We start from the raw sequence: 15,522 nt of genomic DNA, 5'->3' as shown, positions 1-15,522 counted from the left end.
TTTCAGTGGCGCGTCGGGTTTTTGCGCGGTGCGATGGTGGCGTTGGGAAGGACGGGCGCGGGAAGACGGTCGCCGTCGTAACCATCGACCTTGCCGAAGCGGTCGGATGCGCTCTGCCACGCTTCCCTGGCCTCGACGATGTCTTCGTGGCTCCGGCCGATGAAGTTCCACCACATGACGATCTGTTCCTCGAACGGCGTCCCACCGAGCAGGACTACCCGAGCATCGTTGTCCGTCTCGTTCACCAGCGTCAGTGTGTCGCTTCCCGTGCCGACGTAGCCCAATTCCGCCGGGTGCAGGATTGTTCCAGCGATACGGACATCCCCGTGGTCGACGAGAAGGCCGTGCTCGAAGCCTGTGTCGATGGCGAGCGTGGTCGTCGAGCGCGGCTCAAGGATGATTTCGGCACCGAGCAGGGGCGTGAAGGTCCGCACCGGAGAGGTGTCACCGGCCAGCGTCCCCAGGAACACTCTGACTTCGGCTCCGTCCATCCGGACCGGACTCGGGACGTAGTGCTGGAAGTCACGGCCGGTGTGCCGGTGTTCTTCGGGAAGCGCCACCCACAGTTGGACGCCGTGCAGGATCGTGGTGCGGGTGGTGGAGACTTCCGAGTGGCTGATGCCGTACCCGCCCGTCATGAGGTTCAGCTCACCGGGCCTCACGAGGGCGTGGCTGCCCATGCTGTCCCGGTGCTCGATCTCCCCGCTGAACAGCCAGCTCACCGTCTGCAGACCGGTGTGCGGATGGGGCGCGACGTCCATGCCGCCCGTGTCGGTGACGTCGTCGGGACCGTAGTGGTCGACGAAGCACCAGGCCCCGATCAATGTCCGGGCCCGCTGCGGCAGCGTGCGCCGTACTGTCATCGCCCTCGGACCACCCAACGGGACGTCCCTCGCGGAGAGGACATCAACCTTCGGCGCATGCTCGCCGGGGTCCGGGGCCTCGCAGCGAAGTTCGGCGGGCTCCCTCTCGACGTCGCTCATCGCACGTCCCTCCCAGGGATGATTTCATGTTCAATGATCACGCCTGATGGTAAGCCGACGTCCCATCAAGCGCATGACAAGACGAGCGGGGCCGAGAAGTCCCATGAAGGAGTCCAGGTTGAGTGGCGCTGAGGCAGGCCCCGTGAGCAGGCGGGTCTTCGTGGACAAGCAGAGTCCGAGTGCCTACCACGCACTGGTCGAGACCTCCGACGCGGTCCGCGCGGTCGCTTCCGATGCAGGGCTGGACCGCACGATCGTGGAGCTGATCAACCTCCGCGTGTCACAGATCAACAACTGCGCCTACTGCCTCAGCGTGCACACCCGGGCCGCGCTGCGTGCGGGCGAGACCACCCAGCGCCTGGGCGTGCTGGCCGCCTGGCGCGACACTGAACTGTTCACGACACAGGAACGTGCGGCGCTCGCCCTGGCGGAGGCGACCACCGAGCCCGCGAACGCTGTCGCGCAGGAGAGCGCCTACGACGCAGCCCGCCAAGCCCTCACCGACGACGAGATCTCCGCGGTGATCTGGGTGGCGATCACCATCAACGCTTTCAACCGGGTCTCCATCATGAGCAAGCACCCCGTGCGCGGGATCCCTCAGCAGTGATCCGGTCTCTCCCCGGCCGGGCGCCGAGTCATCGGCCGTACGCAACGGCTTCCACCAACCACGGAAGGTGACCAGGGCGGCCGGGAAGTCGAGGTGATGGCCTCGCGGTTGAACGACAATCGCGTCGACGATGATCAGCAAGGGTTGGCCCGTCGCCGTGTCCGAGAGCAGCGTCAAGACGCCGAGCCTGATCAGCAGCGGGTCCGGCACCTGCGATCCGTCGGCCTGATCCATGCCGAATACGCACCGCAAGGCGTCGCGCTGCCGTGAGGGGAGCCGCTCGACACCGATGAGTACCGGACGCAACAGCTGGTGCACTCCTGCGAAACCAAGATTCTTCTCGCCTTCGCAGCCTCGTACCCGGAGCACACATCAACCGTGAGCCCGGTCTGCGAGGCGGCCCAGTCCACCAGGGTGCTTTTGCTGCCCCCGGCTCACCGGTCAGCACGAGCACCCTCGGGTCACTCCCGTCCGCGGCGTCGACCAGCTGCCTGATCCGGGACTTTTCGTGATCCCTGCCCAGGGACTGCGGCTCGGCGGCTCGGTGTCGAAGTCCATGTTAGCTTCTTTCCTCCAACCGTCCGCCTGGCAGAGCAGGCGCACAGGCGACGAAAGTGCTCATCGCTCTGACTGCATCCTGCCAGGCCCACCGCATGGACCGGCCAGCGCGTAACTGGGCACATGACAGAAGGGTGCATTCCTGCATCCTTGACAGCATCCGAATCGGCACGACGACAGCATTCTTGTCCGTGGTTTCGGCTGATCGGAATGCTGTGGTGGATTCGAGGTGAGGAGGCGCAGTGGCCGCCGATGAGGGAGACGGCCCCGACCGTTCAGGGCTGAGTGGCACGCTGCCGATCGGCCGAGAGACAGAGGTCGACCGGATTCTGCGGTCCATCGACAGACCCTGTGACCCGCCACACGCTCTGCTCATGCTGGGAGAGGCCGGCACCGGCAAGACCCAGTTGCTCCGGGTTGCCGAGGAGACGGCCAGAGGACGCCGAACCCGGGTCTTGTCGGCGCAGGGCTGGGAATCGGAGGAACCGCTGTCATTCGCCTCCCTGCACCAGCTCCTCCTCCCGGTGCTCGGCGAACTCGATGCACTGCCGGAGCACCAGCGGCTGGCACTTCGCACCGCCTTTGGGACGGCTCCGGACTCCCGGCCGCCGGAGGGAAAGGTGCTGCGCGCCGCGGTCCTGACACTGCTGAGTCACGTCGCGCAGGCAAGCCCGGTCCTGCTGACCGTGGACGACATCCAGGACTGTGACCGTGACTCCATGGGGATCCTCTACTTCGTGACACGACGGTTGACCGACCAGGCTGTGACAGTGCTGTTCGCAGCACGCGGAGAGGCTCCCCCGGCCGGAGCTCCTACGGATCTCGCCGTCTTGTGTCTCGGGCCGCTGTCCCGGCGGGCGGCGGCCCGGCTTCTGGATGCGCAGCCCGGTGCACTCACCGGAAGGGCCAGACTTGACTTGCTCCGGCAAGCGGAGGGCCATCCGCAGTCGGTCATCGAGCTCAGCCGGGCCGCGCGCGGCGAAGCCGGGCCGTCAGTGGCGGGCGGGGAACCGCAGCAGAGCTCGCGCATCCAGCAGATGTCTGCCACACGCCTGAGTGCGCTGCCGGAAGAGACACAGCGCGCACTGCTCTACGCGGCGGCGGCCTCGCATCATGAGGAGCTCACGACTGTCATGGCCGCTTTGGGCACGCACGACCTGAAGGTGTGGGTCCCAGCGGAGGAAGCCGGCCTGATCACGATCGCGGACGGCCGTCTCACCTTCCGCGACCCCCTGATCCGCGCTGCGGCCTTCCACCGTCAGTACGCAAAGCAGCGTCAACAGGTCCACCATGATCTGGCCGCCGTGCGCGGACAGAACCCGTCACACCGAGCCTGGCATCTGGCCGCAGCGACCATCGGTCCCAACGAGTCCGCGGCTGCGGCCTTGGAGGATGTTGCCACCACCGCTAAGCAGGAGGGAAAATATTTCACTGCGGCAAAGGCACTGGAACAGGCCGCGCGCCTCAGTGCCCACGATCACGACCGGACCCGCCGTCTCGCCGGAGCTCTGACCGCCGCGAGTAATTTCGGAGACCCGGCATGGGTGCGCGACCTGTACGCGCTGCTCACCCGAGTGACCCGCGACCCGGACCTGATGTGCGGCGCAGCCTGCGCCCTGAGTGGAGCGCTGTCGCTGCTCTCGTTCCAACAGGAGGCCTTCAGCCTCCTGCTCAGCGTGTCGCAGCACACGCCCCCCGGCAACGCCAAAACTGCCTTTGCCCTGGTGGCACTCGCCACGGGGATCACCTTCCAGTCCGGCCTCCCCGAGCATCGGCAGCAGCTGCCACGACTGCTCGATCAGGCTGTACGGGCCGCACGAACGGAGAAGGACCGGTGTGAACAGGAGAACTGGTTCTTCCCCGAGCTAGCCGGGCCTGACGTCCTCGCGGCACTGGAAGCACTCGTGTCGACCGGAATCGAGCCGGTCGCCCACTCCGACAGCGCATTGCGAAAGTTGACGACGCCGCGTCTCATCACCCCCGCCGGTCGGGGCCAGCTGATCCGGCTGATGGCGACCGCCTCGGTCGCCTACTACGCCGACGTGCCGGACCTGTGCGCGGAGCAGTTCCGGCAGGCAGACGAGCTGCTTCGCCAGCAAGAAGCCCTGGGCCCGCGCGCGTGGACCCTCGCGGCCCAGGTGGACACACTCTTGAGTATCGGGCGCTGGGCGGAAGCCGAAGCACTGATCGAGGAGGGCCTCACTCACGCCGTCATCCACCGGTGGACTCGCGTCGAGATGGACCTCGAAGCGCTAGGAGCGACCCTGCGCGCACTTCTCGGCGAGAACGTATCGGACATGCAGTTCATCGGCCCGAACTGGCGCTCCGTCAGCCTGGACGAGAACCGGGCCACACATGCCCGGATGCTGCGGGCATGCGGTCTGACAGCAATGGCCCTCGGTGACGGGGACAGTGCCTTCCGGCACTTTCGCGCTCTGTTCCAGGACGACGACTCGCCCCTTGATCCCTTCCTTTCTCCCCGCTGCATCAGCGAACTGGCCTACGCCGCCCAGCGCGTCGGCCGGCAGCAGGAGGCGGCGCGCATCCTCATGGAAGTGCGAGAACGCCAGGGCCCCCGGCCGACAACACGGATGACACTGCTCATGCACCATGCGGCGGCCCTCATTGATGACGATGCCGACCCCGAGCACCACTTCCGCCTGGCCCTGGTCAACCCTGAGGCGGGCAAGTGGCCCATGGAACGGGCCCAGGCTCGTTTGCACTATGCGATCTGGCTGCGCAGGCGCAGAAGGCCCCTGGAGGCGCGCACACAGCTGACCGCGGTTCTGGAAGTCGCTACCCGCCTGCGCGCCCGGCACCTTGCCGCCTCGGCCCGCAGCGAGCTGCGCGCGAGCGGGGTCTCCCACACTGCCGCGTCAGCAGACCGATTGGCCGAGTTGACCGCCCAGCAACAGCAGATCGCGCGGCTGGCGGCAAACGGCCTGTCGAATCGAGAGATCGGCGAACGGTTGTTCCTCTCGCCGCGTACCGTGGGCTCGCACCTCTACAACGTCTATCCCAAGCTCGGCATCAGCAGCCGCCACCAGCTCCGTGACATTCTGCTGCACGACGGGTGACCTTCGCGAAGCAGCAGACGCAGCCTCAGGGGCTGACGGGCAGGGTGCATCAACATTCATCCTCCTTGGCCGCTGAGAGATGAACCAGAGCCCAGAGGGCAGAGCGAAAGGTGTACCGGATGGAGTGGGACTCCGGGGAGGATGGGGGCGGGAAGTACCCGTCCTCCGTGGTTCTCGATCCGCTGGTGCAACAGCTCCTCGACGCGTCCTCGGCCCCCCCGTTTCTACACGAGCTGAGTCCGGTCGAAGGCCGGCAGGCGCTGAGGGAATCCCAGGTCCACCGAGTCGAGGACTTCGAGGTGGACGCCACCTTCCAGGTGGCGCCCGTGGGACCGTCCGGGCTGGTGGGCTTCTGGATCTTCAGACCAGCCCGCGTAAGAGGACCGCTCCCTGCCATGCTCTACCTCCACGGGGGCCGGTGGGTGCTGGGAGACGCGCAGACCCACGCTCGGCTCATCAGCGAGCTCGTGCTCAGCGCGGGCATAGCCGCTGTCGTCCCCGAGTACAGCCGCACTCCCGAGGCCCGCTATCCTGCGGCCGTCGAGGAGTGCTATGCCCTGATGATCTGGATCGTCCGGCAGGCCTGCGAACTCGGACTCGACGCGGACCGATTGGTGGCCGCCGGGGACTGCGCCGGCGCCACCATGGCCACGGCGCTCACCATGATGGCGAAGTCGCGCGGCGGCCCAAGGATTCGTGCCCAGCTGCTGTACTACCCGATCACCGACGCACATTGCGACAGCCCCTCCCAGCGGCAGTTCGCCAGTGGGTATCTACTCACCCGGGAAGCCCTGCGTCGTTACTGGCAGCAGTACACCGACGATCCCCGGCAGCAGGATGAACCGACCGCGTCTCCGTTGCGCGCGAGCCTCGCGGAGCTTGCGGGGCTGCCGCCGGCGCTGGTGATCACAGCGGAGGCGGACGTGACACGGGACGAAGGGGAACAGTACGCGGATCAACTTCGTCGTGCCGGTGTGGAAGTGACCGCAGCCCGTTTTCTGGGCACCGTCCATGACTTCGTGTCCCTGACTGCATTGCGCGAGAGCCCACCGACGCGGGCGGCCGTACGGCAGGGCGGTGCTTTCCTGCGCATGCTGCTGAACTGAGAGGCGGTCAGGCCCGCCACCCAAAAGAGCACAGACCAGTCGGCCGACTGATGCGTCTTCCCCTACACAAAGGCACGTTTGCGGGCATATCAGCAATCTTTGGTTCTTCACGGAGAACGGCGGCCCCTGCCTCGGCTCCATCGCAAGGCGACGCGGTGAGGTACCGTCCACGAGTTCTGCCCCGATGTCACGCTCAGCGCAACGCCGCGAAGGACCGCGCCCCATGGGGAAACAGGCCGCCGGAATACCGGACCGCACGGGCATCGTCGAAAGGTACCGGCAAGGACGGTCTCGGCTCTCTGCGGACCACCGCCCTGCGTTCCGACGACGAACGCACCCCCGTCCCGCCCTGGCTGGCAGACACCGGCGATGAGGAAGTCCTGTACGTCGCCCTGCAGGTCCACGGTTCGGTCATGGTCCGCCACGACGAAAGCGAGGTCTTCCTGGAACCGTGCACGAGTTCGTTAGAGCGCGTCTCCTTGGTGTTGCCCTGCCGTGCGAAGCTCTGCGCCATGGCGCCTTCGATAGTCCGTGGACTTGCTCTGCCCGCCCCGCTGACGTCCCTCATCGATCGCGACCTCTGGCATCAGCCGGGTGATGCGGTGCTGGCGAAGGTCATCCCGTGGTTCGAGCACCCACTCGTCTTCGTGTCGAACTCCGAGCAGATGGCGTTCTCGTCCCAATCGATGGACATATTCGCCGACGATCCGCACTCCGCCTACTTTCGCCAGGCACGCGGAAGCAGGGGCATCGCCCCGCTCGAACTGCCATGGCTCGACGTTGAACAGGCAGTGCTGATTGCCATCACTCGCAACCCCGGAGATGAGGGTGCCCTGGCGTTCGGCTACCGGACTGATCCCTCAGATCCCCGCATTGTCGGCAGTGACTACTGGACGGACCCCTTCTGTGCCAGTGGCGGGTCGTCGCACCTACATTCTCGGGCTTCGGCACAAGGTTGGGCCTGTAGCTTCCGCAGCCACGTCACTGGCGCGCCCAGATAAGGATGGCGGCCAGGTGGAGCGTGGCCTGGTAGGCGATGGCGAGCTTGTCCGTCCGCATGGCCAGACCGCGCCACTGGTCGGGTAGCCGGGTCACGTTGCCGTGACCCGGTCGGGTCGCGGGGACGCTACGTCCCCGCCCCCTCGGAACCGTGCAAGCGACTTATCACCGCACATGGCTCGGGCAAGCCTCACGGGCTAAGGCGTGGGCTGACTCGGACGTGCCCGTTCCTGGCCGTTCTCCCGGTGGGCATCGACGCCCCGGGGCCGTCATCGCGTCGCCCGTCTCGGGCACTACGGGTCCCGAAGCGGCGTCGAAGGCATGGGTCACCTCCGGCGCGGTGCCCTCGACAAGCAGTCGGCGGGCCCTCTCCTCGTGACGGCGGTCGGTGGCCGTGAGCCGGCTGTGGTGCTGGGCGAGATGCTCCGACCAGGACGCGACCAGGTAGTTCTCGACGAACCGGCCCGGATCGCTGCCGTCCTGGTAGAGGCCCCAGGTGAGGGCCCCCGTGCGTCGACGTGAACGGGCCACATGGTCCATGCAGTCGATGAAGGCGGCCCTGTTCGCGGCCGCGATCCGGTACACGACGGAGACCAGCACGGGGCCGTCGGCCGGTCCGGGCTCGAACACCAGGGGCGGAACGGGCCAGTGGTCGGACGGGGACGGGTCGATGCCCTCCGTGCCGTGCAGCGGCCAGCGGCGCACACTCGCCGCGCCGAGCACCAGCAGACCGCTGCCGGCCAGAAGGGAGACGGTCAGCCCCAGCCTGTCGGCCAGCGCACCCCACAGGGGTGCCGCCAGCGCCTGCCCGCCCTGGAAGACCAGGAGATAGACGGCGATTCCCCGGGCCCTGACCCAGCCGGGCAGCCGTGCCTGGACGGCCGCGTTGAGGGTGGACAGCACGCCGATCCAGGCCAGTCCGGCGGGCAACAGCACCACCGCCGCGAGCCATGGGACCCGGACCGTGGCCAGTACCGCCAGGACTCCGGCAAAGACGAGGGCCCCTGCGGCCAGAGTGCCGTTGACGCCCAGAGCGCGACGGATCGCGGGCAGTGCGAAGGCCCCGCTCACAGCACCGGCTCCGACCGCACCGAGCAGCACCCCGTACCCGCCCGAGCCCAGGCCGAGGGAGCGGCTCGCGACCAGTGGAAGCAGCGACCACAGCGCGGCGCCGCCGGGGATGAACAGCATCGTGCGCAGCAGGACTCGGCGGACGCCGGGCGCGTTCCACACGTAGCGGCGGCCGGCGTGCAGAGCCGTCAGGAGCTTCTCGCCCTGCGCAGTCGGCGGTTTTGCCCCGGGCCGTCTCCACAGTGCGAGAACGGCCGCGGTGCCGAGGTAGGAGGCGGCGTTGAAGGCGAAGACCCAGCCCGCGCCTGCTGCCGCGACCACCGCTCCCCCGAGTGCCGGGCCGAGGGCGCGAGCGAGGTTCATGTTCACGGCGCCGAGCGCGGCCGCCTGTCCCAACTGGCGGCGTTCCACGAGTTCCGGCTGGATGGCCTGCCAGGCCGGGCCCATCAGAGCGGTGCCGCATCCCAGCAGGAAGGTGAGACCGAGCAGCAAAGCCGGAGTGAGTGCGTCCGCGAACGCCAGCACCGACAGCGTGGTGGAGGCGGCGAGCATGGCGAACTGAGCGGTCAGCAGCACCGTACGACGGTCGAAACGGTCGGCCAGCACGCCGGAAGGCAGAGCCAGCAGCACGACGGGGAGACTGGACGCGGTCTGCACGAGCGTCACCAGGGCGGCGTCGTGGCCGATCAGTAGCCACTGGGCGCCCACGGTCTGCATCCAACTGCCGATGTTGGAAACCAGTTGTGCGATCCACAGCGCCCGGAAGACACGCGCCGCGAGCGGGGCCCAGGCTGAATCGGACTCCGGGAAGTCTTTCGGTGGCAGTGCGGTGTTCACGTCGGTCCCTACCGGTATGGGGCACGGACACCTTGCTTCCGGCGGTGTCCCGGGTGCCGTGCGGGCATGGCCGAGGGTGGCCGCAGACGGTCGCGGGTGCCGTCGACTGGGAGTGCAACGTCTGTGGTCCCGCGGCTCACTGACGAGAGCGCCGGCCCCTCCTGCGGGGCCGGCGCCGAGTTCACGCCTGCGGCTTGACCCAGGGGGCGTCGGAGGCCGAGAGGCGGTGGGCAGCCGCGGACGTCACCACGAGCAGCACCAACGTCAGGACCAGGACCAGAACGAGTCCGGTGTGTGCCAGAAGCACGGCGCCGGCGAGGGCTCCGAGGAATATGGCCAGTACGGACAGGATCCGCCGGCCGGGCCGGGGGGCGGCCCCGCCCGCCGAGGTGGAGTCCGCAGCCAGTCCCGTCAGGGTCAGGGTCAGCACGGTCGTGGTCAGGTCCGGGACCCCGAGGCGCCTGGCGACCGCGTTCTGCAGCCCCATGGCGAGGCCTAGGAGCACGATAAGGGCATAGCGGACCTCGGTGGTCACGCTGCCGTGCGAGACCACGGCCGTGATGACCGCCCCGGCGACGAGCAACGCCTGAAGCGCCGTGGCGAAGGCCAGCAGCCGCCCGCGGTGCTCCGCGAACCGGGTGCCGAACCGGCCTCCCGCCAGTGCGCCTACGAGGAACGCGGCCATCGACACGATGGAGGCGAGCACGGACAGGCCGTCGGCGCCTGCCAGGGCGAACCCGAGGAATACCACGTTGCCGGTCATGTTGGCGACGAAGACGTGCCCGAGCCCCAGATAGCTGACGGCGTCGACCAGGCCGGTCGCCACCGTAAGTATCAGCATGAGTGGCGGCAACGGGCCGTGCCTGTCCCCCTTGGGCGGAGCCAGCGTGCGGGCCGCGTCAATCAGCAGCTTGCGCATACTGAGTTGTTCCTTCCTTGGTTGAGGGACGATGCAGCAGCACACGGGTGAGCAGTCCGCTCACCGGGCCGACCACGATGGCCACGACCGAGACCCACAGGGGCCAGGGGGTCAGCCCGAGGGCGTGGTCGGCCGACCAGCGGCCGGGGCCGGTGAGGGCCAGGACCGCGGAGGCCACGACGAGGACCATGGGGTACTCGTAGCCGTCGTTCTGGACCCAGAGCCCGTTGTGCCATTTGACGGTGCCGGCGACCGTCATCACTCCCATGGCGGCCATCGCCGCCGCGGGAGTGAGCAGACCGACCGCCAGGAACAGGCCGGCGCCGATCTGGCTGCCGCCCGCGGCAAGCGCGGTGAGCCTGCCGCCGCGGAAGCCATCGTGGCGGAACTCCTCGGTTCCGCCCGCCAAGCCGTTGCCGCCGAGGCGGAAACTGACTTTCTGCACTCCGTGCCCGGCGATGAGGAGCCCCGCCACCAGTCGGAGGACCAACAGTCCGGTGTCCATTCGTTCCTGCCTGTTCCTGACGTTCCGTCGATGCTCAGGTGAAGAGTCAGCCGGCCGCGTGGGCGCCGATGACGGCCTGCGCGTAGACCAGGCCCAGGCCGTAGGCCCCTCCGTGCTCCTTCACCACCTCCGTGACGGGGACGTACGTCTCCGTCCGCGCCCAGTCGCGCTGGAGCTCAAGGAGCACCTGCACCCAGGTCACCGGAATCGCGCCGCCCTGGACCATGCGCTGGATGGCGTGCTCGTGCGCCTGCGGGCTGACGCCGCCGGACGCGTCCGTGACGACGTAGACCTCGTAGCCCTGGGAGATGGCGGACAGCGTGGGCAGTACGACGCAGACCTCGGTCCACAGCCCGGCAATGACGAGCTTCTTGCGGCCCGTCGCCTTGACGGCCTCGACGAAGTTGTTGTCCTCCCAGGCGTTCATCGTGGTGCGGTCGATGATCTTCTGGTCGGGGAAGACAGCGGCCAACTGCGGCATGATCGGACCCGAGAAGGACTCGGCGGCCACGGTGCTCAGGACCACCGGAACGTCGAACACCTTGGCCGCCTTGGCCAGGCCCAAGGTCGAGTTGATGATGGCGGTGCGGTCGCCGCTGCCGGTGCCGAAGAACATCTGCGGCTGGTGGTCCACGAACAGCACGGCGCAGTTGTCGGGGGTCAGCAGGTCGGGACCGGGGGCGGCGGTGACTTCGGAGATGTTGACCACGAGAGGGCCTTTCCATGAGTGATGTGATCGCGGACGGGCGTCCGCTGCTGGGCGAAGCCGTCCGTTCGACGGCGAGAGGTGGGGGGGTGGTGCCCCGGGAGGGGCGGCTCGTGACCGGGCCTCTCCCGGGAGATCAGAGCGAGAAGCAGGGGTCGAAGACCGTGCTCTCGGTATCGGGGGCCAGACCTCGTCGGGTGCGCCACTGTCGGTGCTGCTCCGACTCCGCGACGGCCTGGCCGAGCAACTCGGCCTGGCGGGCGCCCGACGAGCCGGTACCGGGCGTGGCCTGGTAGCCGCCGAAGTGTGCGACCGGGCTCCACTCGGGGCTGACCGGCGGCAGTTCCTCGTCGAGGCCCTCGTACTCGGCGGCGGCGTAGACGATGCGGCCGCCGACGACCGTCAGCAGGGACTCGATGTGCACGATGTCCGGCTCGGGCACGGCAAAGTAGTCCTCGGACAGGACCGCGAGGTCGCCGAGGCAGCCCGGGCGCAGGACGCCCTTGACGTCCTCCTCGCCGGTCAGCCGGGCCCCTGCTTCGGTGAACATCGACAGCGCCGTCTGCCGGTCGACTCGGTTGTGCGGCGGGCGCATGACCAGGTCGCCGACGGTGCGGCCGGTGATCAGCCAGTGCAGGGCGATCCACGGGTTGTAGGTCGAGACCCGGGTGGCGTCGGTGCCGGCGCCGACGGTCAGACCGCGCTCCAGCATGGCCCGGATCGGAGGGGCGTCTGCTGCTGCGCCGGGGCCGTAGCGGCGTACGAACGCCTCGCCCTGGAAGGACAGGCGGTTCTGCACGGACATGGCGCCGCCGAGGGCGGCGATGCGGTCGAGGCTGTCCGCAGAGACTGTCTCCGCATGGTCGAACAGCCACCGGTTTCCAGCCGGGAAGAGTCCTTCCGCGGCCAACTTTTCGAATATCGCGAGATCGCGTCGGATGGTGTCGTCGTAGGTGGCGTGCAGCCGGAATCCCCAGCCGTTCTCCATGAGCAGACGTACGGCCTTCTCGAATTCTGTCTCATAGCCGGGAGCGAGTTCCGGGCGCGGCTGGGCAAAGTTCTCGAAATCTGCTGCCGCCCAGGTGAGATTCTCTCCCGCACCGTTGAGGCGGAGCCATTCGTCCCCGTCCTCGGGGCGGGCCATTTCGATCCAGCGGGCGAGGTCGTCGATTTCCTGACCAGCGGTCTGCGGGAAAAGATGGTAGGCGATGCGCAGCGAAAGTTGACCGGCCTTGGCCAGTTCGACGACCGTGCTGTAGTTGTCGGGGAAATTCTGGAATCCCCCCGCTGCGTCGATCGCCGACGTGAGCCCGAACCTGTTCAGTTCCCGCAGGAAGTGGCGGGTGGAGGTCTTCTTGTCCTCGCCCTCCAGCACCGGGGCCTTGGCCAGAGTCGAGTAGAGGATCAGAGCGCTCGGGGCGGCCAGCAGCATACCCGTGGGCTCACCGTCCCGGCCCCGTACGATCTGACCGCCCTTCGGATCGGGGGTGTCCCTGGTGTATCCGGCGGCCTTGAGCGCAGCCCGGTTGAGCACCGCCGACTGGTACAGGTGCAGAACGAACACCGGTGTGTCCGGCGCGGCGGCATTCAACTCGGCGACGGTCGGCAGCCGCCGTTCGGCGAACTGCTCGGCCGACCATCCCCCCACCACCCGGACCCACTGGCCCTTCGGCGTGCGGGCCGCCTGTTCACGCAGCATCGCCAGGCCCTGGCGCAGCGTGCGGACGCCGTCCCAACGCAGCTCCAGCACGTAGTTGAGCCCACCCCGGATGACGTGCAGGTGGGAGTCGTTGAGGCCGGGGATCATCCGGCGGCCGAGAGCGTCGACCACCTTCGTGGCCGGGCCGACACGGCCGGCCACGTCCTTGTCGTCGCCGACGACCGTGATGACGCCGTCCCGTATGGCGATTGCCTCGGCCTGCGGGCGCCCCGGGTCTCCGGTGTGGATCTTCGCGTTGCGGACAATGAGGTCCGCTGCGTCGTCGGTGGCGCTGGGAACCAGCCCACCGACCGGCATCGTGGACACCTTTAGACAACCTCCTGCGGCATGAACAGCGTCGATTTCCATATGCATCGACTTCCAACTGCGGCAACAGCGGCGGGCAGAGAGAATCGGGAGAACACGCAATCAATGGGTCTACGCTCAACCGAAATTAATTCCGGGTAGGCCTTCTGTGCGATGCACAACACCAACTCCGGCAACCCGCAACTGCTTGGCCACCAGGCTATTTCGAGCCGATGCATCCGTGTGTCCCGACAGTGCACAGCATTCGTCCCGACAGTGCACTGCGTCCCGTTTCCATGCGTTGCGAGGTCAAATCCGGTGCACTGACGGTCAATCTCCGCCGCCTTCAGGGCTTTAGCGTAGGGATCGACGGCCCCGCAGATCTCCATGTCTGGCCCGGAGGGGCCGGAACATCACATGAAACTCAGGAGATTCACATGTCCGACGTTGTAGAGCCGGTGCAGCCGATGCTGGAGCCGGCGGCCGCTGCTTTCGCCGAAGCGACTGCCAATCCGCCCTATCTGTTCGACCTGCCGCCCGCCGAGGGCCGGAAGGCTGTCGACGAGGTGCAGTCCGGCGAGACCGACAAGCTGCAGATCGACGAGGAATGGATCACCGTCTCGGGCGGTCCGACGGGCAGCGTCCGCGCACGCATCGTGCGTCCCGCCGGCGTGGAAGGGACCCTGCCGGTGATCCTCTACATCCACGGCGCGGGCTGGGTGTTCGGCAACGCCCACACCCACGACCGCCTCATACGCGAACTCGCCGTCGGCGCGAACGCCGCCGTGGTCTTCCCCGAATACGACCTCTCCCCCGAGGCCCGCTACCCGGTCGCCATCGAGCAGAACTACGCGGTCGCGAAGTGGGTCGTCCAGCAGGGCGCGTCCAAGAACCTGGACGGCTCGCGGCTGGCTGTCGCCGGCGACTCCGTCGGTGGCAACATGAGCGCCGCACTGACCCTGATGGCCAAGGAACACGGCGACATCCCGCTCGTGCAGCAGGTGCTGTTCTACCCGGTCACCGACGCGAACTTCGACACCGGCTCCTACCACCAGTTCGCGGAGGGCTACTTCCTGCGCCGCGACGGCATGCAGTGGTTCTGGGACCAGTACACGACCGACGAGGCCGACCGCGCCCAGATCACCGCCTCCCCGCTACGGGCCACCACCGAACAGCTCACCGGCCTGCCGCCGGCCCTGGTCATCACCGGCGAGGCCGACGTGCTGCGCGACGAGGGCGAGGCCTACGCCAACAAGCTGCGCGAAGCCGGCGTCCCCGTCACCGCCGTCCGCTTCCAGGGCATCATCCACGACTTCGTCATGCTCAACGCCCTCCGCGAGACCCACGCCGCTCAGGCCGCCATCACGCTGGCCGCCGACACCCTGCGCACCGCGCTCCACACCGGCTGACACCGCGCTCCACGCCGACCTCCGAAAGCCCCCGACTACAGGGAGAACAACCCGAACATGACCACGAATCCCACCCCCACAGCTGTTCTCGTGCACGGAGCCTTCGCGGACGCCGCCAGTTGGACCGGGGTCATCGCGGAACTGCAGAACCACGGCATCCCCGTGGTCGCGCCACCGAACCCGCTGCGCGGCCTGGCGTCCGACGCCGCGTACATCGCGTCCGTGGCTGCTCAGATCGACGGTCCGGTGGTGCTCGTCGGCCACTCCTACGGCGGTGCGATCATCTCCGTGGCAGGCGCTGCGGAGAACGTCGTCGGGCTCGTCTACATAGCGGCCTACGTGACCGAAGAGGGCGAGAGTCTGGGCGAGTTGCAGGGCCGCTTCCCCCTCTCGCGGCTCGTCAGCAACCTGAAGGAGGCGACGTACCCCGCGGAGGGATCGGAGCCTGCCGTCGAAGTCACCATCAAGGCCGAGGCGTTCCCTGACATTTTCGCCGCCGACGTCCCGGCCGCCGCCACCAAGGTCCTTGCGGTGGCGCAGCGTCCGCTGGCCACCTCGGCATTCACGGAGACGGCCTCGGCCGCCGCGTGGAAGACCAAGCCTTCCTGGGCGCTCGTGGCCGGCGCGGACCAGGCGATCAACCCCGAGGTCGAGCGCTTCGGAGCCAAGCGGGCCGGGGCGACGATCGTCGAGATCGAGGGCGCCTCGCACGCCGTGGCCGTGTCCCGGCCCAAGGACTG

At 68.1% G+C, this 15,522-nt stretch carries 12 protein-coding genes and 1 pseudogene; 6 read left to right on the top strand and 7 right to left on the bottom strand.

Annotated features, from left to right (window positions below; genetic code table 11):
* Nucleotides 1–2 precede the first annotated feature (2 nt).
* Nucleotides 3–983, bottom strand: a complete 981-nt coding sequence (locus tag ACFVYE_RS08740; RefSeq protein WP_389604748.1) for a pirin family protein — start codon at nucleotides 981–983, stop codon at nucleotides 3–5.
* A 118-nt stretch (nucleotides 984–1,101) separates the two neighbouring features.
* Here ACFVYE_RS08740 and ACFVYE_RS08735 point away from each other — a divergent pair, with 118 nt between their 5' ends.
* From ACFVYE_RS08735 to ACFVYE_RS08720, 4 genes are all read left to right on the top strand, one after another.
* Nucleotides 1,102–1,590 (top strand): carboxymuconolactone decarboxylase family protein, encoded by a 489-nt coding sequence (locus ACFVYE_RS08735; protein WP_383975936.1) that lies wholly within the window; start codon nucleotides 1,102–1,104, stop codon nucleotides 1,588–1,590.
* Nucleotides 1,591–2,390: 800 nt separating this feature from the next.
* Nucleotides 2,391–5,225: an AAA family ATPase gene (locus tag ACFVYE_RS08730; protein WP_389604746.1), complete on the top strand. Its 2,835-nt coding sequence runs from the start codon at nucleotides 2,391–2,393 to the stop codon at nucleotides 5,223–5,225.
* 119 nt (nucleotides 5,226–5,344) lie between these two features.
* Nucleotides 5,345–6,331 carry an alpha/beta hydrolase gene (locus ACFVYE_RS08725; RefSeq protein WP_389604744.1) on the top strand — a complete coding sequence of 329 codons (987 nt, stop codon included), beginning with the start codon at nucleotides 5,345–5,347 and terminating at the stop codon, nucleotides 6,329–6,331.
* A gap of 413 nt (nucleotides 6,332–6,744) precedes the next feature.
* Nucleotides 6,745–7,332, top strand: a complete 588-nt coding sequence (locus ACFVYE_RS08720) for a hypothetical protein (protein WP_389604742.1) — start codon at nucleotides 6,745–6,747, stop codon at nucleotides 7,330–7,332.
* Here the strand turns inward: ACFVYE_RS08720 and ACFVYE_RS08715 are convergent.
* From ACFVYE_RS08715 to ACFVYE_RS08690, 6 genes and pseudogenes are all read right to left on the bottom strand, one after another.
* Nucleotides 7,313–7,408, bottom strand: a pseudogene (locus ACFVYE_RS08715) (IS5/IS1182 family transposase); the annotation flags it as partial. The gene ACFVYE_RS08720 and the pseudogene ACFVYE_RS08715 sit on opposite strands and share 20 nt — an antisense overlap.
* A gap of 87 nt (nucleotides 7,409–7,495) precedes the next feature.
* Entirely contained in the window at nucleotides 7,496–9,238 is a 1,743-nt protein-coding gene (locus ACFVYE_RS08710) for an MFS transporter (protein WP_383975926.1), read from the bottom strand.
* A gap of 181 nt (nucleotides 9,239–9,419) precedes the next feature.
* On the bottom strand, nucleotides 9,420–10,157 hold the full coding sequence (locus ACFVYE_RS08705; RefSeq protein WP_389604740.1) for a YoaK family protein: 738 nt from the start codon (nucleotides 10,155–10,157) through the stop codon (nucleotides 9,420–9,422).
* Nucleotides 10,138–10,662: a DoxX family protein gene (locus ACFVYE_RS08700; protein ID WP_383975922.1), complete on the bottom strand. Its 525-nt coding sequence runs from the start codon at nucleotides 10,660–10,662 to the stop codon at nucleotides 10,138–10,140. Before ACFVYE_RS08700 ends, ACFVYE_RS08705 begins: the two co-directional genes overlap by 20 nt.
* 46 nt (nucleotides 10,663–10,708) lie before the next feature.
* Nucleotides 10,709–11,371 carry a hydrolase gene (locus tag ACFVYE_RS08695; protein ID WP_383975921.1) on the bottom strand — a complete coding sequence of 221 codons (663 nt, stop codon included), beginning with the start codon at nucleotides 11,369–11,371 and terminating at the stop codon, nucleotides 10,709–10,711.
* A 133-nt stretch (nucleotides 11,372–11,504) separates the two neighbouring features.
* The gene (locus ACFVYE_RS08690) at nucleotides 11,505–13,394 is read right to left on the bottom strand and encodes an amidohydrolase (RefSeq protein ID WP_383975919.1); all 1,890 of its coding nucleotides are present in this window, start codon (nucleotides 13,392–13,394) and stop codon (nucleotides 11,505–11,507) included.
* Between the two features lie 416 nt (nucleotides 13,395–13,810).
* Here ACFVYE_RS08690 and ACFVYE_RS08685 point away from each other — a divergent pair, with 416 nt between their 5' ends.
* Together ACFVYE_RS08685 and ACFVYE_RS08680 are read left to right on the top strand one after the other, a co-directional pair.
* The gene (locus ACFVYE_RS08685; RefSeq protein WP_389604737.1) at nucleotides 13,811–14,782 is read left to right on the top strand and encodes an alpha/beta hydrolase; all 972 of its coding nucleotides are present in this window, start codon (nucleotides 13,811–13,813) and stop codon (nucleotides 14,780–14,782) included.
* Nucleotides 14,783–14,839: 57 nt separating this feature from the next.
* Nucleotides 14,840–15,522, top strand: a 683-nt coding sequence (locus tag ACFVYE_RS08680; protein WP_389604735.1) for an alpha/beta hydrolase, incomplete at its 3' end; no start/stop codon positions are given.

Source organism: Streptomyces sp. NPDC058239, assembly GCF_042882185.1.
Lineage (GTDB): Bacteria > Actinomycetota > Actinomycetes > Streptomycetales > Streptomycetaceae > Streptomyces.
Note: the sequence above shows the minus strand (reverse complement) of the source record. Positions and strands in the feature narration are given on the sequence as shown.